The sequence below is a fragment of the Vibrio sp. 1-2 (7-a) genome, assembly GCF_013048515.1.
GTDB classification, from domain to species: Bacteria; Pseudomonadota; Gammaproteobacteria; order Enterobacterales; family Vibrionaceae; genus Vibrio; species Vibrio diabolicus.
In genome coordinates this window covers 43,100-68,032 of sequence record NZ_VHSQ01000013.1, presented here as the reverse complement: position 1 = coordinate 68,032, position 24,933 = coordinate 43,100, and the positions used below count along the sequence as shown (strand labels likewise).

Below are 24,933 nucleotides of genomic sequence, written 5' to 3'. Positions count from 1 at the left end.
TTGTAGAGGCACAGTTTTGCTATAACTGGACTGTTTATTCGGGGGAAGGACACAATGAAAAAAACAATTCTCGCACTCTCTATTGGACTATTGAGCGCCTGCAGCCAAATTCCAGAAAATGCTATCGTACTAAACGTTGGAGACGATACAGCCGTCTTCGAACAAAACTCTAACGGCTTACTTGTCGCCGAGCAAAAACTCGAAAAAGGCAGCTATACCTTTACCATTGCCGACAGTAACCAAACCTGCGGCAGCAGCTTTGCTCTAGCAGAAGAAGATCGCATCAAATTCAATCGTCCATTAAAAATGGATAATTGCGCCACTGATGCACAAATGCCACTGCGCATCTTCAAAGCCAATACCTATCAATTTACGCTCAACCCAACTACTAACGAGCTAACTGTTAGGCTCAAACCCAAACAGAACCAAGACATTACCTACTCTTGCCCTGTCGCAACTGACGCGCCAAAAACCATCAACGTTGCTCAAACCTTTAATGATGGCACAGTCGTTCGTGATGCCTTAACCGGACAAGAAGCCACAGTCACCAATGGCAGCGTCACCATGCAGTCGGGTCCTATGAGCCAAGGTCTATTGCTGCTAGAAGAAGTTGAACAGCAAGCCGATAAACCGTTCAGCTGGGATAACGCGACGGTGTACTTCGTCATGACCGACCGCTTCTATAATGGCAACCCAGACAACGACAACAGCTACGGTCGCAGCAAAGACGGAAAATACGAGATTGGCACCTTCCACGGTGGTGACTTAGCGGGTCTGACGAAAAAACTCGATTACATCGAATCACTTGGTGTGAATGCTATCTGGATAACCTCACCACTGGAACAAATCCATGGCTGGGTTGGCGGCGGCGATAAAGGCGACTTTAAGCACTACGGCTACCACGGCTACTACCACCAAGATTGGACTAAGCTTGATGCCAACATGGGTACCGAAGATGAACTCAGAACCTTCGTCGATACTGCCCACAAGAAAGGCATCCGCGTGATTTGGGATGTGGTCATGAACCACACGGGCTACGCAACATTAGCAGACATGCAGGAATTCGGATTTGGTCAGCTGTACCTTGATGACCAAGAAGCCAAAGAACTCCTTGGTGAAAAATGGACCGACTGGCAGCCAAAATCAGGACAAAGCTGGCACAGCTTCAACGACTACATCAAATACGGTGATAGCGAAGCGTGGGATAAATGGTGGGGCAAAGATTGGATTCGTACCGACATCGGCGAGTACGATGCGCCGGGATACAACGACATCACCATGTCTTTAAACTACCTACCGGATCTCAAAACCGAATCGACTCAGAAAACCGGCTTACCGAACTTCTTCCGCAATAAAGACACTAATGCGCAAGATAAGCTGAAAACTCCACGTGAGCATCTGATTACCTGGTTATCCGACTGGGTACGCGACTACGGCATTGATGGTTTCCGTGTCGACACTGCTAAGCACGTTGAAATGGATGCGTGGGCAGAGCTGAAAGCCAGCACCACTCAAGCGCTTGCCCAGTGGAAGCAAAACAACCCAGACAAAGCCTTGGATGATCTACCTTTCTGGATGACGGGTGAAGTATGGGCACACAGCGTGGTGAAAAGCCCGTATTTCGATAACGGCTTCGATTCCATCATCAACTTCGAGTTCCAATCTGACGTGGCACCAAAAGCGCTGAAATGCTTCGCTCAACTCGATAGCGATTATCGCCGCTACGCGGAACGTATTAACTCCGATCACGAGTTCAACGTGTTGAGTTACCTGTCTTCGCACGATACTCAACTGTTTTGGTCAGCGCGCAGCCGCAGCTTTGATGACCAAGCACGTGCCGCAAATGCACTGATGCTGGCTCCGGGTGCAGTCCAAATCTACTACGGCGATGAGATTGCTCGTGACTTTGGCGTGACTGGTTCAGACGCCCACCAAGGCACACGCTCAGACATGCCATGGGATAAGATTCATGGCGAACGTGAAGACTTACTGCAACATTGGCAAAAACTCGGCGAATTCCGTCAACGCCACCCAGCGGTTGCGCAAGGCAAACACATCACTCGCAATCAAGAAGGGTATTACGCGTTCGAGCGCCAATACCACGACGACAAAGTGCTAATCGTCTACACTGGCGAATAGCCGATTCACTCCACCAGCAAGGGAAGCATTTCGCTTCCCTTTTTTATTCACTGCTCATATCCCCATCATCTGGTCTGATGACAAACTTTTTTCTTCTTCGAGTAAATTCACACTTTGCGTCGTAATAACATTAGGGTAAGGTCAAGTATTACTCTATAAGCTGATGTTTCATCAGCATTCAATACACATAAGCAATCACAATGAATTAGGTATCAGTCAGCATGCAGTTCTCAAAGTTTGGTGAAAAATTTAATCAGTATTCAGGTATCACGCAGTTAATGGACGATTTGAATGATGGTCTACACACACCAGGTGCCATCATGCTCGGTGGAGGCAACCCAGCCGCCATTCCTGCCATGCTCGATTATTTTCACCAAGCCAGTGAGGAAATGCTCGCCAGTGGAGAGCTCGTCGCCGCCCTATCCAACTACGATGGCCCACAGGGTAAAGATGCGTTCGTGAAAGCGCTGGCTCAGTTATTCCGTGAAACTTACGGTTGGGACATTTCAGAGAAGAACATCAGCCTAACTAACGGCAGCCAAAGTGGCTTCTTCTACTTGTTCAACTTACTCGCAGGTAAACAGCCTGACGGTTCGCATAAGAAGGTGCTACTGCCTATCGCGCCTGAGTACATCGGCTATGGTGATGCTGGCATTGATGAAGATATTTTTGTCTCTTACCACCCAGAAATCGAGCTGTTAGATAACGGATTGTTTAAATACCACGTCGATTTTGAACAGCTAACCGTCGACGATTCTGTTGCAGCAATCTGCGCATCTCGCCCAACCAACCCAACGGGTAACGTACTGACAGACGAAGAAGTGCGTAAACTGGACAAACTCGCACGTGAAAACAACATCCCACTGATCATCGATAACGCCTACGGCTTGCCGTTCCCGAACATCATCTTTGAAGATGTCGAACCATTCTGGAATGAAAACACCATCTTGTGCATGAGCCTATCTAAGCTGGGCTTACCGGGTGTGCGTTGTGGCATTGTGATTGCGAGTGAAGAAATCACTCAAGCGTTAACCAATATGAACGGCATCATCAGCCTAGCACCAGGCAGTGTGGGTCCAGCGCTGGCAAACCACATCATCGCTAAAGGCGACCTGCTTAAACTGAGCTCAGAGGTGATTAAGCCGTTTTACAAGCATAAGTCGCAACGTGCGGTTGAACTGCTGCAAGAAGCGATTACCGATGAGCGCTTCCGTATTCACAAACCTGAAGGGGCTATCTTCTTGTGGTTATGGTTTGATGAACTGCCAATTACGACAATGGAACTTTACCAACGCTTGAAAGCGCGTGGGGTTTTGATTGTTCCGGGTGAATACTTCTTTATTGGCCAGAAAGACGAATGGGACCACGCTCATCAGTGCTTACGCATGAACTACGTTCAAGACGATGAGATGATGCAGAAAGGTATCGCGATTATCGCGGAAGAAGTCGAAAAGGCTTACCAACAAGGTCAGTAAAGCAAACTCCCACATCAAAGACACAAATTAAAAAGAGCGCCACTTGGCGCTCTTTCTCACTCTATAAGCAAATTACTTGCTGATTAGTTATTTTCTAGCAGGTTGTTGCTGCCGATAGCAATTTTACGTGGTTGCATTGCATCTGGGATTTCACGAACCAAGTCAATGTGTAATAAGCCATTTTCCATTGATGCACCAGTCACTTTGACGTAATCCGCTAGCTGGAATTTACGTTCAAAGTCGCGCTCAGCAATGCCTTGGTACACGTAGTTTTTGCCTTCTTCTGCTTTGCGTTCGCCCTTCACAATCAACATGTTTTCGTTTTGAGTCAGATCGAGTTGGTCTTCAGAGAAGCCAGCAACTGCCATAGTAATACGGTAGTTATGCTCGTCTTTTTGCTCAATGTTGTACGGAGGGTAACCGCCAGAAGTATTTTTCGCTGTATTCGCTTCCATCAGGTTTAGCAGACGATCAAAGCCAATTGCATTACGGTATAGTGGTGAGAAATCTACGTTACGCATAAATCTATCCTCTTAATTAAGCAATAGTCTTAGCTCAGATGACGTTCATCTCACAGGCGTGTTTATGCAAAAACCAACGCCGAGCTAAGAGATTCTTATCATTCCGCAGGCCATCATTTGGCTCGGAGACATGATAGGAAATCTAAAGGTTTAAGTTGTGTGCTAAAACGCCATATCCTCTTTGAGCGATCTCGTTTTAGCGATTCCAGAGGGCTGTCTTCTAGTCTCTAGCAAGCCAGTCATCCTCTTCACAACTAGATATAAGGTCGTCAAAAATGACTTTCAAGGGAAAAAATAAAAAATTTTAAGTGCGCTCGCTATCTCCCCAGAAAGGTCAGTTTACCCTCGCTTTGCGATCGGTATTAAAAAACCCACCTTTCTGGTGGGCTTAATCTGCACTCTACTTGCGGGAGGATTTACGCGCTTTTACAACGCTCTTTTCTGCCGCTTTTTCCTGTTTTAACTTACGCTTTTCTTTCAGACTCAACTGTGGTTGTTTCTTGTCTTTCTTACTCATGACTTCACCTCTATTTATTGACACAACAGACAGCCACACAGCATTCTCTGCGCTGGTGGCTGCGATTGATGAACAATTTCAGTAATCACAAAGCAGCGTCGCTGATTAAAAATTTCCACTTCGAGCGCATCATTTTTAGCTCGACCTAATAAACGGGATCCCAAATAAGAATCGACTGCGAGCATACCTGTCATCGGTTGGCTCTTGTGCGAGTTGACTAACGTCATGCGATATTGATAAGCACGCTCAACATCCACTAAGCGAACCGTGTCCCCAACCGCAATACGAGCTCGGTTACGGCAATGGGCCTGTTGCTCGCAGGTTTCAAATAGCGATAACAACCTTAGTGGTGATTGATAGGTTAAAAAGCGACTGGTTAACCACCAAGTTCGCAGCGCCAAACAGTACGCCGAGAACCAGCGTTCAAACATGATTATTTCCTTCTTATGCCTTGTCTTACAAATAAATTCAGTGCATTGAACCGGAAGTGCATCACCTCCGGCTTAGTTCAGGAAAGTCATCACCATTTTCTCAACCTCCTTATTCATCAGCTCTTCAGCACTATAGCGAGCAGAAAAAAGAAAGCAAAAGCGCCCAAGCGAACAAAATGGCGAGAAAAAAAGAAAACAGAAATAAAATGGCAAGCTTGATCAGGTTATTGGCAGTTAGCACCAGAAAAACCAAAGTCTTGGCAGAAAGTGGCGATTTTCATTGGTGGTTAAAACAAAAAAAGCAGCGATTTCTCGCTGCTTTTTACTATCACGAACAGTGTCGTTATACGTCTAGGTTCGCTACTTTCAGTGCGTTCTCTTCGATGAAGTTACGACGAGGTTCTACTTGGTCACCCATCAGTGTTGTGAACAATTGGTCTGCGCCTACCGCATCCTCAATCGTTACTTGCATCATGCGACGCGTTTCTGGGTCCATAGTCGTTTCCCACAGCTGATCTGGGTTCATCTCACCTAGACCTTTGTAACGCTGACGACTCAGACCACGCATTGACTCTTTAACCAACCAATCAAGCGCTTCTGCAAAGCTTGCTACTGGCATCGTACGCTCACCACGTTTGATGTACGCGCCTTCTTCCAGAAGCCCATCCAGTGCTTCTGATAGATCAGCCAACTTGCCGTACTCTTTCGAGTTTAGGAAATCGATGCTAATTGCATGCTCGTGCGTCACGCCGTGAGTACGAACCACGATCTTAGGCAAGTTTAAGCCTAGTTCTTCGTGCTGTTCAACTTCGTAGCTGTATTGGCTCGCACCCACTTCTTTCGCATTCAGCTGCTCAATAAGCTGCTTCGTCCACGCTTCAACAACTGATGCGTCATGGCATTGCTCAGGAGTTAGACGAGGAGTGTAAATCAGCTCGTTTACCAAAGCACTTGGGTAACGACGGCTCATACGTTCCGCCAGTTTAATCCCCGCATTGTACTGTTGAACAAGCTTCTCTAGTGCTTCACCTGCCAATGCTGGTGCTTCTGCGTTTACGTGTAGCGATGCATTATCCAGAGCCAATGATACTTGGTATTGGTTCATCGCTTCTTCGTCTTTGATGTACTGCTCTTGTTTGCCTTTTTTCACTTTGTAAAGTGGTGGCTGAGCGATGTACACGTAACCACGCTCGATAAGCTCTGGCATTTGACGGTAGAAGAAGGTCAATAGTAGCGTACGGATGTGCGAACCATCGACATCGGCATCGGTCATGATGATGATGTTGTGGTAACGCAGCTTGTCCGGGTTGTACTCGTCACGACCGATACCACAACCAAGTGCAGTGATCAGAGTGGCCACTTCTTGCGAAGACAGCATCTTGTCGAAACGTGCTTTTTCTACGTTAAGAATCTTACCTTTTAGCGGTAGGATTGCTTGGTTCTTACGGTTACGGCCTTGTTTTGCGGAGCCGCCTGCCGAGTCACCCTCCACTATGTATAGTTCAGAGAGTGCCGGATCTTTTTCCTGACAGTCTGCAAGTTTACCTGGAAGGCCAGCTAGGTCTAGTGCACCTTTACGGCGCGTCATTTCACGAGCTTTACGCGCTGCTTCACGTGCACGTGCTGCATCGATGATTTTCGAACAAACCATCTTCGCTTCTGTCGGGTTCTCAATCAGGAACTCAGACAGTTTTTCACCCATTGCAGACTCAACCGCTGATTTCACTTCAGAAGAAACCAGTTTGTCTTTTGTTTGGCTTGAGAACTTAGGATCAGGCACTTTCACCGAAACAACCGCAGTTAGACCTTCACGCGCATCGTCGCCTGAAGTCGCTGTTTTTGCTTTCTTAGAGAAACCTTCTTTATCCATAAAGCTGTTCAATGTACGTGTTAACGCAGCACGGAAACCAGCAAGGTGAGTACCACCATCACGCTGTGGGATATTGTTGGTAAAACAGAAGATGTTCTCTTGGAAACCATCGTTCCATTGCATCGCCACTTCAACTGAAATGCCGTCTTCACGCTCTGAGTTAAAGTGGAAGATTTTTTCGATGATTGGCGTTTTGTTGGTGTTTAGGTGATCAACGAACGCTTGAATACCACCTTCATACATGAAGTGATCATGTTTGTCCGCTTCACGCTCATCAACCAATTTGATCGATACACCAGAGTTCAGGAATGACAGTTCACGCAGGCGTTTCGCCAGAATGTCATAGTGGAACTCAGTGTTAGAGAAGGTCTCGGCACTTGGCCAGAAACGAATTTGCGTACCGGTTTTATCCGTATCACCCACAACAGCTAGTGGCGCTTGAGGCTCACCATGGCGGTAGGTTTGCGTATGGATATGGCCACCACGATGAATCGTCAGCTCAACTTTCTCAGATAGCGCGTTTACCACTGAAACACCTACCCCGTGAAGACCACCCGATACTTTGTATGAGTTATCGTCGAACTTACCACCCGCGTGAAGTACCGTCATGATTACTTCTGCTGCAGAGACATTTTCCTCTGAGTGGATTTCTGTTGGAATGCCACGACCATCATCGCTAACGGAAACCGAGTTATCCTCATGAATTGTCACAACGATGTCTTTACAGTGACCTGCCAACGCTTCATCAATTGAGTTATCCACCACCTCGAAAACCATGTGGTGAAGGCCGGTGCCGTCGTCCGTATCGCCGATGTACATTCCTGGACGCTTACGTACCGCATCCAGACCCTTCAGTACCTTAATACTCGATGAATCGTAATTTTCAGACATGAGTTTCTCTCTTCTAGTTTGACTCTATCCTGCCATGTTCCACATGAAACAATTTACCGTTATCGTCCAACATATCGGCGATTTGGCTTTCAGTGATAGAGCTTACAAATACTTGTGCGCCCGTCTCTTTTAAGCAGTCAGCAAGACGCTTGCGACGTTGGCTATCTAATTCCGACGCGAAGTCGTCAATTAGGTAAATGCATTGTTTACCGGTCATCTCTGTCAGGTGTTGCCCTTGCGCGACACGCAATGCACACACCATGAGTTTTAATTGACCGCGTGACAGAACATCTTCAACGGGCGTTCCGTTCACTTTAATGCGCAAATCAGCTTTGTTTGGGCCACTAAAGGTGTATCCCAATGCCTGATCACGCTCAAAATTCTTTTCTAGTATCTCGTGGTATGGGGTGTCTTTATCCCAGCCACGATAATACTTCAATTGGATCTCAAATTCTGGCAAAAATGTCTGACAGATAGTTTCTGCGACGGTTTTCATCTGCTCGATGTAACTTGCTCGCCATTGGCTGATGTTTTCAGCCAGCCCTGCCATTTCCTGATCCCAATAACTGAGTTCACGATAACTATTGGCGGTTTTCAACAACGCGTTGCGCTGCTTGTTCAGGCGCTTGAACCTTCCCCATGCTTGATAAAAAGCAGGCTCGGTATGAAACACGCCCCAGTCAATAAACGCACGACGATGTTTAGGGCCATCTGTCAGTAAATCAAACCCTTCTGGGTGTATCAACTGCAGAGGCAGAACTTGTGCCAACTGCGCTAATTTTTGTCCAGATTGACCGCCTATTTTAACCTCTGTTGAGCCATCACGCTGCTTATTAATGCCGATAGGTAGCTCAAATTGATCCGAGTTCAAAAAACGACCATGAACAAACAGTTCGTCACACTCATTTTGTATCACTCGTCCGGTGAGAGAACTCTTGAATGAGCGGCCATGCCCGAGCAGGTAAACCGCTTCTAAGACACTGGTTTTACCGCTGCCGTTCGGCCCGATAAGAAAGTTAAAGCCTGCTGATAACTCAATATCACAGGCTTTAATGTTTCGAAACTGCTGAATGATGAGACGAGAAAGAGGCATTCAGTTGGCTTATAGACGAATTGGCATCACCACGTACATGGCACTGTCATCGTCGGCATTTTCAATCAATGCGCTAGCGTTAGCATCCGACATCGACACACGTACATTTTCACAACGCAACGTGTTCAGAACATCAAGCACATAGCTTACGTTAAAGCCGATTTCGATGGCGTCACCTTCAAAGGTCACATCAAGCATCTCTTCCGCTTCTTCTTGTTCTGGGTTATTCGCGGTTATGCGCATTTCAGTATCAGCCAGATTCACACGCACACCACGGAATTTTTCGTTGGAAAGAATCGCAGCACGAGAGAAGGCTTGGCGCAACTCGTCACAACTTGCTATTAGGGTCTTATTGGTGCTCTGAGGCAATACGCGGCGGTAGTCAGGGAAACGACCATCAACCAACTTAGAGGTAAAAGTAAAGTTATTCACCTCAGCACGAACATTGGAGCTACCGATCTGAAGTACTACAGGTTGCTCTGGCGCGTCCATCAACTTCACTAATTCTTGCACACCTTTGCGTGGCACGATGATTTGCTTCTGCGCAAAATCCGCACCCAGCTGAGTTTGCGATACCGCCATACGGTGGCCGTCCGTCGCCACGCTGCGTAGCGTGGTACCGTCAATTTCAAACAACATACCGTTGAGGTAGTAACGAACGTCTTGATTCGCCATCGAGAACTGAGTTTTGTCGATCAGCGTACGTAGATCAGCTTGGCTCAGTGATACTTCCACTTCGCTTTGCCAGTCTTCAATATTAGGGAAATCGTTCGCAGGAAGCGTTGCCAATGAGAAACGGCTGCGACCAGAGCGAACTTGTACGCGATCACCTTCTAAAACAAATGTGATGATCGCATCGTCCGGTAAACCACGGCAGATATCGAGAAACTTACGCGAAGGAACGGTAATGCTGCCCGCTTCAAAATCACCTTCTAGCGTCACTTTGCTTACTAACTCTACTTCAAGATCGGTTGCCGTCATCGACAATACGTTCTCTTCTACTTTAAGAAGTAGGTTACCTAGGATTGGCAGAGTTGGTCGGCCACCTAAAGCGCCCGAAACCTGCTGTAGCGGTTTGATTAAATGACTACGTTCAATGGTAAATTTCATGCTTGGCTCTTTACGCTGTCAGCTCAATAAATGATTTGCTTAGAATACCGTTATTCTAACCGATTACGAAGACAGGGTGCGAATCAAGTTAGAGTAATCTTCTTTAATGTCGTGGCTCTCTTCACGCAGCTGCTCAATCTTGCGACAAGCATGAAGTACGGTCGTATGATCGCGGCCCCCAAACGCATCGCCAATTTCAGGCAAGCTATGGTTGGTTAGTTCTTTTGCTAACGCCATGGCCAGCTGACGAGGACGCGCAACAGAACGAGAGCGACGTTTAGACAGCAAGTCCGCTACTTTAATCTTGTAGTATTCCGCCACTGTCTTTTGAATGTTATCGATCGTCACCAGCTTCTCTTGCAGAGCAAGCAGATCGCGCAGCGCTTCACGAACAAAATCAATCGTAATTGGACGACCAGTAAAGTTCGCGTTCGCGATAACACGGTTCAGTGCACCTTCTAGCTCACGAACGTTCGAACGCAGACGCTTGGCAATGAAGAATGCCACTTCATCAGCAAGGTGGATTTGGTGATCTTCGGCTTTTTTCATCAAGATCGCCACACGCGTTTCAAGCTCAGGCGGCTCGATCGCAACAGTAAGACCCCAACCAAAGCGAGATTTAAGACGATCTTCAACGCCATTAATCTCTTTAGGATAACGGTCAGACGTTAAGATGATCTGCTGGTTACCTTCCAATAGTGCGTTGAAGGTATGGAAGAATTCTTCTTGCGAACGTTCTTTATTAGCAAAGAATTGGATGTCATCGATAAGGAGTGCATCCACACTGCGGTAGTAGCGTTTGAATTCTTCAATCGCATTGTTTTGCAGCGCTTTCACCATGTCTTGCACAAAACGCTCTGAGTGCATGTAGACCACTTTCGCGTTCGGGTTGTTATCCACAATCGCGTTACCCACCGCATGCAATAAGTGGGTTTTACCCAAACCCGTGCCGCCGTATAGGAATAGTGGGTTGTAAGCTGCACCAGGGTTATCCGATACCTGACGCGCCGCAGCCAAACCCAGTTGGTTCGACTTACCTTCAACAAAGTTGTCGAACTTGTGTTTTGGGTTCATGTTTGAGCGGTGATTGATCGCCGCAATCGCTTGAGCGTCGTCATCCCAGGTTTTGTGTACTGGCTTACGTGCCTGTAATTGCGCAGGTGCAGATGACTCCGCAGCCACATCTGCAGGCGTACGTGTCGGCGCTGGTTTTGGAGCAGAGACAGGTCGACTCCCCACTTCAAAGCGTAAGTTAGGAATGTCGCCACCACAGTATTCCTGTAGTAAACGAGTAATATTGTTCAGATACTTATCACGCACCCAGTCCAACACAAAGCGGTTTGGCGCGAATAGAGTGAGAGTATTGTCATTGAGCTCCGCTTGTAGCGGACGAACCCACATGCTGAATTCTGTAGCTGGTAGCTCTTCTTGAAGCTGCTGCAAACATTGCAGCCAAAGCGAAGATGACACGGTGCCCCCACTGAGTAATTGAATTATCGGAAAAGACTGGCAATTTTACCTGTTGATAACCAAGATCGCCAGCGATTGATCGACGATCCAGTGAATAAGATCCAAGTTATTCACAATTATTTCTGCAAACTTGATGAGATCAACACACCTTGCCCCAAATTTGCCCACACAACGATCCACAATTGGGCAAAATTCACAAGATCGAGTGATTGGTGATAAGTCTGTGTATTATTTTATTCCCAATGCTGATTTTGTCGATCATTTCCCCTGGTTCAGTTCGCATTTTCGTCACATTTAACATTCTTCTTCTATTATCTAATAACTCACAGGTCTAGGTTATTGCTCTTGGTTATTTATTTAATTGAGCTAACTAACAGTAGTATTTCCAACCATAAAATTATGGAGATGTATTATGAAAAACTGGATTAAGGTTGCCGTTGCAGCCATTGCACTGTCGGCAGCAACCGTACAAGCCGCTACTGAAGTCAAAGTTGGTATGTCAGGTCGCTACTTCCCGTTTACTTTTGTAAAGCAAGATAAGCTACAAGGCTTTGAAGTCGACATGTGGGATGAAATCAGCAAACGCAACGATTACAAAATCGAATACGTAACAGCCAACTTCTCTGGTTTATTTGGTCTGCTAGAAACCGGTCGCATCGATACGATCTCCAACCAAATCACCATGACTGATGAGCGTAAAGCCAAATACCTATTCGCAGACCCTTACGTTGTAGATGGCGCACAAATTACCGTGCGTAAAGGCAACGACAGCATCAAAGGTGTTGACGATCTCGCGGGTAAAACCGTTGCTGTGAACCTAGGATCTAACTTCGAGCAACTGCTTCGTCAGTACGACAAAGATGGCAAGATCAACATCAAAACGTACGACACTGGTATCGAACATGATGTGGCACTCGGTCGTGCAGATGCATTTGTAATGGATCGTCTTTCTGCATTAGAGCTGATTAAGAAAACCGGTCTTCCTCTGGAATTGGCGGGCGAACCGTTTGAGACCATTCAAAACGCATGGCCTTTCGTGGACAACGAGAAAGGTCGTAAGCTGCAAGAAGAAGTAAACAAAGCACTGGCTGAGATGCGCGCAGATGGTACAGTAGAGAAAATTTCCGTGAAGTGGTTTGGCGCTGACATCACGAAATAAGAACTCTTTGTACTTTAGGCCGCAAAGTGGTATCACTCTCGGACTAAAATAAACTTACGTAAAGGTGGAACTTGTTTTCCACCTTTTCTTTTCTCTAGCCTTTAGGTAAGCCGTATGGGATTTGACTTTAATTACATGTTGGAACTGCTGCCGATATTGCTGAAATATCTTGGCACTACCATGGAAATGGCGACGTGGGGATTGGTGTTTTCACTGATTTTATCCGTCATTTTAGCCAATATTCGCGTATTTAAACTGCCAGTTCTGGATCAATTAAGCCAACTGTACATCAGCTTCTTCCGTGGCACCCCACTCTTAGTTCAGCTTTTCCTGCTTTATTATGGCTTACCACAAATTTTCCCATTAATGGTGGGTATTGATGCCTTCTCAGCAGCGGTGATCGGTTTAACGCTGCACTTTGCCGCTTATATGGCGGAAAGTATTCGTGCCGCCATTATTGGTATTGATCGCAGCCAAATGGAAGCGAGCTTGTCGGTGGGTATGACAACATCTCAGGCGATGCGCCGCGTCATTTTACCTCAAGCAACGCGTGTCGCACTGCCTTCATTGATGAACTATTTCATCGATATGATCAAGTCAACGTCTCTCGCTTTCACGCTTGGTGTGGCCGAAATCATGGCGAAAGCACAGATGGAAGCCTCATCAAGTTTCCGTTTCTTTGAAGCTTTCCTTGCGGTTGCTCTTATTTACTGGGGTGTGGTGGTGATTTTGACTCGCGTACAAATCTGGGCAGAAGCAAAACTGAATAAGGCGTACGTACGATGATTAAATTAGAAAATATTCACAAACGTTTTGGTGAGACTGAAGTGCTGAAAGGCATTGATCTCGATATTCAGCAAGGTGAGATCATTGTGATTATCGGTTCAAGTGGCACGGGTAAATCAACCTTGCTGCGTACAGTGAACTTTCTAGAACAGGCAGATGAAGGTCGTATCACGATAGATGACGTCTCTGTTGATACTCAAAAACACACAAAAGCCGAAGTATTAGCGCTGCGTCGTCGAACTGGCTTTGTGTTCCAAAACTATGCCCTGTTTGCCCATATGAATGCGCGCCAGAATATTGCCGAAGGTCTAGTGACCGTTCGAGGATGGAAAAAAGCCGATGCTCTCAAACGAGCGCAACAAATTCTGGATGACATAGGCCTTGGGGATAAAGGCGATAGTTATCCAGCGGCATTGTCTGGCGGCCAACAACAACGTGTGGGTATCGGCCGAGCGATGGCGCTGCAACCAGAACTGCTGTTATTTGACGAACCAACTTCTGCGTTGGATCCGGAATGGGTTGGAGAAGTTCTCTCATTAATGAAGAAGTTAGCTAATCAGCATCAAACCATGCTGGTGGTGACGCACGAGATGCAATTCGCGAAAGAAGTCGCTGATAGAGTGATCTTCATGGCGGAAGGCAATATCGTAGAGCAAGGTTCTCCACAGGATATCTTCGATAATCCACAAGATCCTCGTTTGAAAAAATTCCTTAACCAAGTAGGAATAGAGTAACGATCAAGCATCAGGATCGATTGATCCTTGAGATTTTACTCACACTACGTATAATCGCCCGGCCGGAATTTCGTACTCATTGAGTCATTGACACATTATGTGAGTGTGATTACAATTCCGCCTCTTTGTTGAGAGGCGTCGGTTGTCCTTCTCTATATAAAGAGCTTCTTTATATAAGAAAGCAAATACCCACGCCGGGTTTAACAAGAACCTAAAACTACTGATCAGTAAAGGTAATTATCATGAAACGCACTTTTCAACCTACAGTTCTAAAGCGCAAGCGTACTCACGGCTTCCGTGCTCGCATGGCAACTAAGAACGGTCGTAAAGTTATCAACGCACGTCGTGCAAAAGGCCGTGCGCGCCTATCAAAATAATCGCTAGTTTATTTTGAACACGTACGCGTTTAATCGGGAGTTACGTTTGTTAACTCCCGAGCATTATCAAAACGTCTTCCAGCAAGCTCATCGAGCTGGCTCGCCTCATTTCACCATCATTGCTCGCAAGAACAAACTTTCTCACCCACGATTAGGTTTAGCGGTTCCAAAAAAGCAAATCAAAACGGCTGTCGGTCGTAACCGATTTAAGCGTTTGGCTCGTGAAAGCTTTCGTAACAATCAACATCAGCTTCCAAACAAAGATTTTGTTGTGATTGCGAAGAAAAGCGCGCAAGATTTAAGCAATGAGGAAATTTTTAAGTTGTTTGATAAGCTATGGCAACGCCTGTCTCGCCCTTCACGTGGATAGCCATTGGGCTCGTTTATCTGTATCGCTGGTTTATCAGCCCTTTGATTGGTCCTCGTTGCCGGTTCACACCAACCTGTTCCACTTACGCGCTAGAAGCTTTGAGAGCTCACGGTTTTGTAAAAGGATGTTGGTTATCAGGCAAACGTCTATTAAAATGCCACCCTTTGAATGAAGGGGGGTATGACCCCGTTCCACCAGTCCAAAAACAAGACAGAGATAACTAACGATGGATTCTCAACGTAATATCCTGCTCATCGGTTTGGCCCTGGTTTCTTTTTTGCTGTTTCAACAATGGCAAGTTGCAAAGAATCCAGAACCTCAAGCAGTTGAACAGGCTCAATCAAGCAGCACTCTACCTGCACCATCTTTTGCTGATGAACTTGACCCAGTTCCTGGTCAACAGCAAGCTTCTGCAAAAACTATCACAGTAACGACTGATGTTTTAACTCTGTCGATCGACACCGTTGGTGGCGATGTGGTACATGCCAACCTTAACGAATACTCTGCTGAGTTAGATTCATCAGATTCCTTTGTTCTGCTTAAAGACGCTCAAGGTCACCAATTTATCGCTCAAAGCGGTCTAGTGGGTCCTCAAGGTATCGACTTGAGCAGCACAAATCGCCCTCACTACAACGTAAGTGCAGACAGCTTCACTCTAGCTGACGGTCAAGATGAACTTCGCGTTCCGATGACATTCACTGCAAACGGCATCGAATACACCAAAACTTACATCTTTAAACGCGGCAGCTACGCGCTTAATGTTGAATACGATGTAGTGAACAACTCAGGCAATAACGCAACATTTGGTATGTACGCTCACCTACGTCAAAACCTAATGGACGATGGTGGTAGCATCACAATGCCTACTTACCGTGGTGGCGCATACTCAACAGAAGATACGCGTTACAAGAAGTACAGCTTTGATGATATGCAGGATCGCAACCTGTCTCTAAACCTAGCCGATGGCCAAGGTTGGGCAGCAATGATTCAGCACTACTTTGCCGCAGCTTGGATCCCACGTAACGAACCAGGTACTAACCTATACACTCGTGTAATTGGCAACCTAGGCGACATCGGCGTTCGTATGCCGAACAAAACTATCGCAACAGGCGATCAGGCTAAGTTTGAAGCAACACTTTGGGTTGGTCCAAAACTGCAAGATGAAATGGCAGAAGTGGCACCTAACCTAGACCTAGTAGTGGACTACGGCTGGTTATGGTTCATTGCGAAGCCTCTTCATATGTTGCTTTCATTCATCCAGAGCTTTGTTGGTAACTGGGGTGTGGCAATCATCTGTCTGACCTTCATCGTTCGTGGTGCAATGTACCCACTAACAAAAGCACAATACACGTCTATGGCGAAAATGCGTATGCTACAGCCTAAGCTGCAAGCAATGCGTGAGCGCATCGGTGATGACCGTCAGCGTATGAGCCAAGAAATGATGGAACTGTACAAGAAAGAGAAAGTAAACCCACTCGGTGGCTGTCTACCTCTTATCCTACAGATGCCTATTTTCATCGCACTATACTGGGCGCTAATGGAATCGGTAGAGCTTCGTCACTCACCATTCTTTGGTTGGATTCACGACTTGTCAGCGCAGGACCCTTACTACATCCTGCCGCTATTGATGGGTGCGTCTATGTTCCTAATCCAGAAGATGAGCCCGACAACAGTAACGGATCCAATGCAGCAGAAGATCATGACCTTTATGCCGGTTATGTTTACCTTCTTCTTCTTGTTCTTCCCATCAGGCCTAGTTCTGTACTGGTTGGTGTCGAACATCGTAACGCTTATCCAGCAAACTCTGATCTACAAAGGGTTAGAGAAAAAAGGCTTACACAGCAAGTAACCTTTTAGGAAATGATTGAGAAAGGCGGCCAAAAGGTCGCCTTTTTGTTTTTGGCTGATTACAATTCAGCTAACTAAAGTTATGGCTCAATTTGAGCCCAGCTCAAAAAGGCAAAATTATGACTACAGATACGATTGTCGCTCAAGCGACCGCGCCTGGTCGTGGCGGTGTCGGTATTATTCGAGTATCAGGCCCTAAAGCCAACCAAGTGGCGTTAGAAGTCACGGGTAAGACACTAAAGCCCCGCTATGCAGAGTACCTGCCGTTTAAGTCAGAAGATGGCACTGTGCTTGATCAGGGCATCGCTCTGTACTTCCCTAACCCGCACTCATTTACAGGTGAAGACGTACTTGAGCTGCAAGGCCATGGCGGCCCCGTCGTGATGGATATGCTGATAAAACGCATTCTAGGTATTAATGGTATTCGAGCTGCTCGCCCTGGTGAGTTCTCTGAACGTGCGTTCCTGAACGATAAACTCGACCTCGCTCAAGCAGAGGCAATTGCAGACCTCATTGATGCAAGTTCTGAAGAAGCAGCAAAATCGGCGCTGCAATCCTTACAGGGCGCCTTTTCAGGGCGCATTAATACCTTAGTTGAGTCGCTGATTCATTTGCGTATCTATGTTGAGGCAGCCATCGACTTCCCAGAAGAAGAGATCGACTTTCTGGCCGACGGCAAAGTGGCTGGTGACCTACAAGCCATCATCGACAACCTAGATGCGGTGCGCAAAGAAGCCAACCAAGGCGCTATTATGCGTGAAGGGATGAAAGTCGTGATTGCTGGTCGTCCAAATGCGGGCAAATCAAGCCTACTGAACGCGCTATCAGGCAAAGAGTCTGCAATCGTAACCGACATCGCAGGTACCACGCGTGACGTCCTGCGTGAGCATATCCACATTGATGGAATGCCACTGCACATCATTGATACAGCAGGTCTGCGTGATGCCTCCGACGAAGTCGAGAAAATCGGTATCGAGCGCGCGTGGGATGAAATAGCTCAAGCAGACCGCGTCTTGTTCATGGTGGATGGCACCACAACCGATGCCACCGATCCGAAAGATATCTGGCCAGACTTTGTAGATCGCCTACCTGACAATATCGGCATAACCGTGATCCGAAACAAAGCGGATCAAACGGGTGAAGAAATGGGGATCTGCCACGTCAATAACCCTACCCTCATCCGCTTGTCAGCGAAAACTGGTGCAGGAGTTGAAGCTCTGCGTGAACACCTCAAAGAATGCATGGGCTTCTCAGGCAACAGTGAGGGTGGCTTTATGGCTCGTCGCCGTCACCTCGATGCGTTGGAGCGCGCCGCACAGCACCTTCAAATAGGCCAGGAACAGCTTGAAGGCTATATGGCTGGCGAGATACTGGCAGAAGAGCTGCGCATCACCCAGCAGCATCTCAACGAGATTACCGGCGAGTTCAGTTCTGACGACTTACTGGGCCGAATCTTCTCTTCATTCTGTATCGGGAAGTAAATAATCGAACGCGCGGTGCTGAGCTTAACTCACACCGCGTTTCTTTTTGTACGGCAAGCCATCCATGAGCTTTAGCCGTCGCATTCAATAAGGAAGAAGTATGATCCACATTATTACAGGCAGCACGCTAGGTGGCGCAGAATACGTAGGGGATCACCTGAGTGATCTACTCAACGAGAATGGATTTGAAACAACGATCCACAACCAGCCGTCCCTCGATGAGATCGAAAATCAAGGAACGTGGTTGGTGATCACCTCAACCCATGGGGCTGGTGAGTACCCTGATAATATTCAACCTTTTATCGCGGCATTACAAAATACCCCGCCGAAAATGACCGACGTAAAGTTCGCAGTGATTGCGATTGGTGATTCAAGCTATGATACGTTCTGCGCCGCTGGTCAACACGCTTATGATTTACTAGAGGACATTGGTGCCACACCGCTCGCTGATTGTCTTAAGATTGATGTACTGAGCCATGCTGTACCCGAAGACGCCGCAGAGGCATGGTTAAAAGAGAATATCGAACGCTTTTAAGCTCCCCGCTTTCCCTTCAACAGAGTCGAAATTCGGCTCTGTTTTCCCCAATGTGAATAACTCCCGTCAAATTATTTTGTTTAACTGCTCAAAAACCAACCAAACGAGCTGTGGATAACTACGATAAGATCCAGTGATTTTCCTTTAGTTATCCCAATAACAACTTTGATCAATTTTACCCCCTGTGTATAACTACCACTTTTGATCCCAGGTAATCCTCGATCTGATCCAATCATGATCACAAGATATGATCCAAAGAAGATCCATGATCTTGTTGATCATTTTTAGGTTATCCACAGAAACGGTCGATCCTAATAGTAGATCTAATAAAAGATCATATATATAGATCTTATATATATTTATCTTGAAGCTTAAAACGGATAAAACGAGAAAACGTTTTTCTCTGTGGCATAAAGCAGGTAAAATACGGCTCCTTTATCTGTCCATTAAATCCCTTTGAATACCTGAGGTCAGTTCATGCTTTATCACGAAAACTTTGACGTCATTGTTGTCGGTGGCGGACACGCAGGAACGGAAGCCGCGCTCGCATCTGCACGCACAGGACAAAAAACGCTTCTCCTTACCCATAACATCGATACATTAGGCCAGATGTCTTGTAACCCGGCGATTGGTGGTATTGGTAAAGGTCACTTAGTAAAAGAAGTGGATGCTATGGGCGGTTTGATGGCTGAAGCCATCGACCATGCAGGTATTCAATTCCGTACACTAAATGCCTCCAAAGGTCCTGCAGTTCGAGCGACTCGAGCTCAAGCGGATCGAGCTCTGTACAAAGCGTACGTCCGTAACGCATTAGAAAATGCCCCCAACTTAACGCTGTTCCAGCAGTCAGTGGATGATCTGATTGTTGAGCAAGACCGCGCGGTTGGCGTGGTGACTCAAATGGGACTTCGCTTCCATGCGAAAGCCGTCGTACTCACGGTAGGTACGTTCCTTGGTGGTAAGATCCACATTGGCATGGAGAGCTCTTCAGGCGGACGTGCAGGGGATCCTCCGTCGATCGCATTAGCGGATCGATTACGTGAACTGCCATTCCGTGTGGATCGTTTAAAAACGGGCACCCCACCGCGCATTGATGCTCGCACTGTTGATTTTTCAGTGCTTGAAGCTCAGCACGGTGATAACCCTACCCCTGTATTTTCATTCATGGGTAAACGCGAACAACACCCGCGTCAGATCCCATGTTTTATTACGCACACCAATGAGCAAACGCACGACGTGATCCGTAGCAACTTGGATCGCAGTCCGATGTACGCGGGTGTGATTGAAGGCATTGGTCCGCGTTACTGCCCGTCGATTGAAGACAAAGTGATGCGTTTTGCGGATAAAAATAGCCACCAAATCTTCATTGAGCCAGAAGGTTTAACGACGCACGAGCTATACCCTAACGGTATCTCGACTAGCTTACCATTTGATGTGCAAGTACAAATCGTTCGCTCAATGAAAGGTTTTGAAAATGCGCATATCGTTCGTCCTGGTTATGCGATTGAATACGATTTCTTCGATCCACGTGATTTGAAGCAAACGTACGAAACCAAGTTTATTCATGGTCTGTTCTTTGCTGGTCAGATTAATGGTACGACTGGCTACGAAGAAGCCGCAGCGCAAGGCTTGATGGCCGGTCTAAACGCAAGCTTGTACAGCCAAGACAAAGAAGGCTGGAGCCCACGTCGTGACCAAGCTTACATGGGCGTATTGATTGATGATTTATCGACCATGGGTACCAAAGAACCGTACCGCATGTTCACTTCTCGTGCGGAATACCGCTTGTTGCTACGTGAAGATAACGCCGATTTACGTTTAACGGAAAAAGCACGCGAGTTAGGCTTGATTGACGATGTTCGTTGGGCTCGCTTTAACGAGAAACTCAATAACATGGAAACGGAACGTCAGCGTTTGAAATCAACGTGGATGAATCCGAAATCAGAAGGCGTGGATGAGCTGAACAAGCTGCTGAAAACCCCAATGGCACGTGAAGCGAGTGGTGAGGATCTTCTGCGTCGTCCAGAGATCACTTATTCGCAACTGACGCAACTTGAAGCGTTTGCTCCTGCACTTGAAGATCAGCAAGCGGCGGAGCAAGTTGAAATTCAAGTAAAATACGATGGTTACATCAAGCGTCAGCAGGAAGAGATCGAAAAATCATTGCGTCACGAAAATACCAAGCTACCTGCTGATTTGGATTACCGTGATGTAAAAGGTTTATCAAACGAAGTCGTTGCTAAACTGAGTGAAGCCAAACCAGAGAGCATCGGTATTGCATCGCGCATTTCTGGTATTACGCCTGCTGCAATTTCTATTCTACTTGTTCACTTGAAAAAGCATGGTTTGCTGAAGAAAGGTGAGGAAGAATAATGAGCGCATTGCGAACAAAGCTGGATTCACTGATCGCGAAAACCGATTTAGAAGTGTCAGAGCAACAAAGAGAGCAATTGGTCGGTTACGTCGAACTGCTCGACAAGTGGAACAAAGCGTACAACTTAACGTCGGTGCGCGATCCGCTTGATATGTTAGTGAAACATATTCTTGATAGCATCGTGGTGAGCACACACCTGCCCGGTGAGCGTTTCATTGATGTTGGTACTGGTCCGGGCTTACCGGGCATACCTTTGGCAATCATGAACCCTGAGAAGACCTTCTTCTTGCTCGACAGTCTTGGCAAACGCATCCGTTTTATCAAGCAAGTCGTGCACACATTAGGGCTGAAAAACGTGACACCAATTCAAAGTCGCGTCGAAGAATTCCAACCTGAAGAAAAATTTGATGGCGTTTTGAGTCGAGCTTTTGCTTCAATGACAGACATGGTGGAATGGTGCCACCATTTGCCGAAACAAGAGCATGGGGTGTTTCTAGCGCTGAAAGGACAGCACCCTAAAGATGAAATGGATCAGCTTCCTGAATGGTGCAGTGTGACAGAGATCATATCTTTAGCTGTTCCTGAGTTGGAAGGTGATCGTCATCTAGTAATCTTATCGCGCAAGGAAAATTAGCGAGGTAATCGTGGGTAAAATTGTAGCAATCGCCAACCAGAAAGGTGGGGTCGGCAAAACAACAACGTGCATTAACTTAGCGGCTTCGATGGCGGCAACAAAGCGCAAGGTTTTGGTGATCGATCTCGACCCGCAAGGCAATGCTACGATGGCCAGTGGCGTGGATAAATATATGGTCGATGCCACCGCATACGATCTTTTGGTCGAAGATACACCGTTCGATCAAGTCGTTTGTACCCAAACCACAGGGAAGTATGATTTGATCGCGGCGAACGGAGACGTAACCGCGGCAGAGATCAAATTGATGGAAGTGTTCGCTCGCGAAGTGCGTTTAAAAAATGCATTGTCGTCAGTTCGCGATAACTATGATTTCATCTTTATTGATTGTCCTCCTTCTCTAAACCTTCTTACAATCAATGCGATGGCGGCAGCTGATTCTGTGCTGGTGCCGATGCAATGTGAATACTTTGCGTTAGAAGGTTTAACTGCTCTTATGGACACAATCAGCAAGTTAGCGGCTGTGGTTAATGAAAACCTCAAAATTGAAGGTTTACTGCGTACTATGTACGACCCGCGCAACCGCCTATCGAATGAAGTGTCCGATCAACTTAAAAAACACTTTGGCAATAAAGTTTACCGTACCGTCATTCCGCGTAATGTGCGTTTGGCCGAAGCGCCAAGTCACGGTAAACCAGCGATGTACTACGATAAGTACTCTGCAGGGGCCAAAGCGTATCTTGCTCTAGCGGGCGAAATGCTCCGCCGCGAAGAAATCCCAGTTTAACTCTAACCTAAGGAATTCAATCCCATGTCTAAGCGTGGTCTCGGAAAAGGACTGGATGCGTTATTGTCGACCAGTTCGTTTGCTCGTGAAAAACAGCATATTGCATCGCATAGCCAAGAATTATCGGCAGACGGTGAGTTAACCGACTTAGCGATTGGTCAATTGCAACCGGGCGTATACCAACCGCGTAAAGATATGGCGCCTGAAGCGCTAGAAGAATTAGCGGCTTCGATTCAGTCACAAGGCATTATTCAGCCAATCGTGGTTCGCCAGGTTGAAAGCGGCCAGTTTGAGATCATCGCTGGTGAGCGCCGCTGGCGTGCGGCAAGGCAAGCTGGTTTAAAACGTGTGCCGTGTTTGGTGAAGAAAGTCGAAGATCGCGCGGCGATTGCCATGGCGTTGATTGAGAACATTCAACGTGAAGACTTGAATGTGATTGAAGAAGCACAAGCGCTTGAGCGCTTACAAGACGAATTTACGCTTACGCATCAACAAGTCGCAGAAGTGATTGGTAAGTCGAGAACGACGGTCAGTAACTTGTTACGTTTAAATCAGCTTGAGTCCAATGTGAAAAGCTTGGTTGCGGATAAATTGCTAGAAATGGGTCATGCGCGAGCGCTATTGGCCTTGCAGGGTGAGCAGCAGGTTGAGGTTGCTCAACAAGTCGCGAAAAAGCAAATGACTGTTCGTCAAACCGAACAGTTAGTAAAAAAGTGCTTAGCCCCACAAAATGAGCAAAAAGGGCAACAAGAAGATACCGAAGCTGAGCAAATGTCGCATAAATTGAGTCAGCTGCTTGATGCAAAAGTTTCTCTGACCCGTTCTGCAAACGGAAAAGCGAAATTGACGATAAGTCTTGATGAGCCTCACAAATTGGACCAACTAATTGCCAAGCTTGAGGCCTAGATGAGATAATTGATTTAGGTCAATTAATCTAATTAATCGAATTTTGTGCGAAAGTTGTCGTTTTGTAAACAAAACTGTAAGTTTTTGATGCAATCGAATTGCTTTACGTTGAACTGAACGTATAATTTTCGCCAATTTCCCAGCACAGAGAGTTTAGTGCGAAGTGGATATTACTAGAGGTACGAATACATGGTAGCTGCGTTAGCTAGACCAGGACGAGAGCTCGCAAGGCAATTGTTAATGATCCAGTCTGGCGCGGTTATTTTTGTGGCAGCAGGAATGGCGGTAGCCATAAATCCTGACTGGGGATTTTCAGCGCTGATTGGCGGAGGCATTTTTGTTGTTGCCAATGCAGTATTCGCGCTGTGTGCTTTCATGTTTAGTGGGGCTCGCGCTGCCAAGCGCATTGCGGCTTCCTTCTATGCGGGTGAAGTACTGAAAATTCTCATCACGGTTGCACTGTTCTATGTTGCCTACATGTATATGCAGGTGGAACTTGTTCCCCTCAAACTAACCTATTTGCTGGTACTAGGTATTAATATCTGTGCACCAGTGCTATTCATTAACAACAAAAAATAGGATGAGTTATGGCTGCGCCAGGTGAAGCGCTAACATCGTCCGGTTACATTGCCCACCACCTTTCTAACCTATCGCTGTATAAGTTGGGTTTAGTAGGGTCGGAGACAAGTTTCTGGAACGTACATATCGATAGCCTGTTTTTTTCTTGGTTTACTGGTTTAATCTTCCTCGGAATTTTTTACAAAGTAGCGAAGAGAACAACAGCGGGTGTACCGGGTAAGCTTCAGTGTGCTGTAGAAATGATCGTTGAATTTGTCGCCGATAACGTCAAAGACACGTTCCATGGACGCAACCCACTGATCGCGCCTTTAGCACTGACTATCTTTTGTTGGGTATTTTTGATGAACGTGATGGACTTAGTTCCTATCGACTTCTTACCGTACCCAGCAGAACATTGGCTAGGTATCCCTTACCTTAAGGTTGTACCGTCTGCTGATGTGAATATCACCATGGCTATGGCTCTAGGCGTTTTTGCATTGATGATTTACTACAGCATCAAAGTGAAAGGTCTAGGTGGATTCGCAAAAGAACTTGCACTACATCCATTCAATCACCCACTTATGATTCCGTTTAACCTACTGATTGAAGTGGTATCGCTACTGGCGAAACCTCTATCACTTGGTATGCGTTTATTCGGTAACATGTTCGCGGGTGAGGTTGTATTCATTCTTTGTGCGGCAATGCTACCATGGTACTTACAATGGATGGGTTCACTACCGTGGGCAATCTTCCATATCTTGGTTATTACGATTCAAGCCTTCGTATTCATGATGTTGACAATTGTTTACCTGTCAATGGCACACGAAGATCCTGATCATTAATTTTTTTAAAGCTTTTTATTTGGGCACT

Annotated in this window: 23 protein-coding genes; 17 read left to right on the top strand and 6 right to left on the bottom strand. The window is 46.5% G+C overall.

Annotated elements, in window-relative coordinates:
* The first annotated feature begins 54 nt into the window (after nt 1-54).
* Together FKN08_RS20640 and FKN08_RS20635 are read left to right on the top strand one after the other, a co-directional pair.
* A complete protein-coding gene (locus tag FKN08_RS20640) occupies nt 55-2,139 on the top strand; it encodes an alpha-amylase (RefSeq protein WP_170892816.1) in 2,085 nt (694 codons plus the stop codon).
* Between the two features lie 221 nt (nt 2,140-2,360).
* On the top strand, nt 2,361-3,614 hold the full coding sequence (locus tag FKN08_RS20635; protein ID WP_170892815.1) for a valine--pyruvate transaminase: 1,254 nt from the start codon (nt 2,361-2,363) through the stop codon (nt 3,612-3,614).
* A gap of 83 nt (nt 3,615-3,697) precedes the next feature.
* Here the strand turns inward: FKN08_RS20635 and FKN08_RS20630 are convergent, their stop codons facing one another.
* The 6 genes from FKN08_RS20630 to dnaA all read right to left on the bottom strand — a co-directional run bounded on the left by FKN08_RS20630 (nt 3,698) and on the right by dnaA (nt 11,517).
* Nucleotides 3,698-4,135 (bottom strand): Hsp20 family protein, encoded by a 438-nt coding sequence (locus FKN08_RS20630; protein ID WP_170892814.1) that lies wholly within the window; start codon nt 4,133-4,135, stop codon nt 3,698-3,700.
* 531 nt (nt 4,136-4,666) lie between these two features.
* On the bottom strand, nt 4,667-5,083 hold the full coding sequence (locus FKN08_RS20625; RefSeq protein WP_170892813.1) for a GreA/GreB family elongation factor: 417 nt from the start codon (nt 5,081-5,083) through the stop codon (nt 4,667-4,669).
* Between the two features lie 343 nt (nt 5,084-5,426).
* A complete protein-coding gene (gene gyrB / locus FKN08_RS20620; protein ID WP_005394109.1) occupies nt 5,427-7,844 on the bottom strand; it encodes a DNA topoisomerase (ATP-hydrolyzing) subunit B in 2,418 nt (805 codons plus the stop codon).
* Between the two features lie 13 nt (nt 7,845-7,857).
* Nucleotides 7,858-8,937, bottom strand: a complete 1,080-nt coding sequence (recF, locus tag FKN08_RS20615; protein WP_005394107.1) for a DNA replication/repair protein RecF — start codon at nt 8,935-8,937, stop codon at nt 7,858-7,860.
* Nucleotides 8,938-8,946: 9 nt separating this feature from the next.
* Nucleotides 8,947-10,047, bottom strand: a complete 1,101-nt coding sequence (dnaN, locus tag FKN08_RS20610; RefSeq protein ID WP_005394106.1) for a DNA polymerase III subunit beta — start codon at nt 10,045-10,047, stop codon at nt 8,947-8,949.
* A gap of 63 nt (nt 10,048-10,110) precedes the next feature.
* A complete protein-coding gene (gene dnaA, locus FKN08_RS20605) occupies nt 10,111-11,517 on the bottom strand; it encodes a chromosomal replication initiator protein DnaA (RefSeq protein WP_005378835.1) in 1,407 nt (468 codons plus the stop codon).
* 412 nt (nt 11,518-11,929) lie between these two features.
* Between dnaA and FKN08_RS20600 the strand changes: the two genes are divergently transcribed.
* From FKN08_RS20600 to atpB, 15 genes are all read left to right on the top strand, one after another.
* Nucleotides 11,930-12,676, top strand: coding sequence for an amino acid ABC transporter substrate-binding protein (locus tag FKN08_RS20600; RefSeq protein ID WP_170892812.1), 747 nt, complete (start codon nt 11,930-11,932; stop codon nt 12,674-12,676).
* 114 nt (nt 12,677-12,790) lie between these two features.
* Nucleotides 12,791-13,462 (top strand): amino acid ABC transporter permease, encoded by a 672-nt coding sequence (locus tag FKN08_RS20595; protein ID WP_005378829.1) that lies wholly within the window; start codon nt 12,791-12,793, stop codon nt 13,460-13,462.
* Nucleotides 13,459-14,196: an amino acid ABC transporter ATP-binding protein gene (locus FKN08_RS20590; protein WP_114324060.1), complete on the top strand. Its 738-nt coding sequence runs from the start codon at nt 13,459-13,461 to the stop codon at nt 14,194-14,196. Before FKN08_RS20595 ends, FKN08_RS20590 begins: the two co-directional genes overlap by 4 nt.
* 242 nt (nt 14,197-14,438) lie before the next feature.
* Complete coding sequence (gene rpmH, locus FKN08_RS20585) at nt 14,439-14,573, top strand: 50S ribosomal protein L34 (RefSeq protein ID WP_005378825.1); 135 nt, start codon at nt 14,439-14,441, stop codon at nt 14,571-14,573.
* 46 nt (nt 14,574-14,619) lie between these two features.
* Nucleotides 14,620-14,943: a ribonuclease P protein component gene (rnpA, locus tag FKN08_RS20580; RefSeq protein WP_012841263.1), complete on the top strand. Its 324-nt coding sequence runs from the start codon at nt 14,620-14,622 to the stop codon at nt 14,941-14,943.
* Nucleotides 14,910-15,167 (top strand): membrane protein insertion efficiency factor YidD, encoded by a 258-nt coding sequence (yidD, locus tag FKN08_RS20575; protein ID WP_005378822.1) that lies wholly within the window; start codon nt 14,910-14,912, stop codon nt 15,165-15,167. The genes rnpA and yidD overlap by 34 nt, the downstream gene beginning before the upstream one ends.
* Nucleotides 15,168-15,169: 2 nt before the next feature.
* Nucleotides 15,170-16,792, top strand: a complete 1,623-nt coding sequence (yidC, locus tag FKN08_RS20570; protein ID WP_005394100.1) for a membrane protein insertase YidC — start codon at nt 15,170-15,172, stop codon at nt 16,790-16,792.
* A gap of 118 nt (nt 16,793-16,910) precedes the next feature.
* Nucleotides 16,911-18,272 (top strand): tRNA uridine-5-carboxymethylaminomethyl(34) synthesis GTPase MnmE, encoded by a 1,362-nt coding sequence (mnmE, locus tag FKN08_RS20565; RefSeq protein ID WP_104969982.1) that lies wholly within the window; start codon nt 16,911-16,913, stop codon nt 18,270-18,272.
* 100 nt (nt 18,273-18,372) lie between these two features.
* Nucleotides 18,373-18,807, top strand: a complete 435-nt coding sequence (mioC, locus tag FKN08_RS20560) for an FMN-binding protein MioC (protein WP_005394096.1) — start codon at nt 18,373-18,375, stop codon at nt 18,805-18,807.
* A gap of 477 nt (nt 18,808-19,284) precedes the next feature.
* Nucleotides 19,285-21,180 carry a tRNA uridine-5-carboxymethylaminomethyl(34) synthesis enzyme MnmG gene (mnmG, locus tag FKN08_RS20555; RefSeq protein ID WP_047010278.1) on the top strand — a complete coding sequence of 632 codons (1,896 nt, stop codon included), beginning with the start codon at nt 19,285-19,287 and terminating at the stop codon, nt 21,178-21,180.
* Nucleotides 21,180-21,815: a 16S rRNA (guanine(527)-N(7))-methyltransferase RsmG gene (gene rsmG, locus FKN08_RS20550; RefSeq protein ID WP_005394093.1), complete on the top strand. Its 636-nt coding sequence runs from the start codon at nt 21,180-21,182 to the stop codon at nt 21,813-21,815. The genes mnmG and rsmG overlap by 1 nt, the downstream gene beginning before the upstream one ends.
* Nucleotides 21,816-21,825: 10 nt before the next feature.
* On the top strand, nt 21,826-22,599 hold the full coding sequence (locus FKN08_RS20545; protein ID WP_005383838.1) for a ParA family protein: 774 nt from the start codon (nt 21,826-21,828) through the stop codon (nt 22,597-22,599).
* 24 nt (nt 22,600-22,623) lie between these two features.
* Nucleotides 22,624-23,505 (top strand): ParB/RepB/Spo0J family partition protein, encoded by an 882-nt coding sequence (locus FKN08_RS20540; protein WP_085344405.1) that lies wholly within the window; start codon nt 22,624-22,626, stop codon nt 23,503-23,505.
* Between the two features lie 189 nt (nt 23,506-23,694).
* Entirely contained in the window at nt 23,695-24,084 is a 390-nt protein-coding gene (locus FKN08_RS20535) for a F0F1 ATP synthase subunit I (RefSeq protein ID WP_139060356.1), read from the top strand.
* 8 nt (nt 24,085-24,092) lie between these two features.
* Nucleotides 24,093-24,905, top strand: a complete 813-nt coding sequence (gene atpB, locus FKN08_RS20530) for a F0F1 ATP synthase subunit A (protein WP_005378922.1) — start codon at nt 24,093-24,095, stop codon at nt 24,903-24,905.
* Nucleotides 24,906-24,933: the final 28 nt, after the last annotated feature.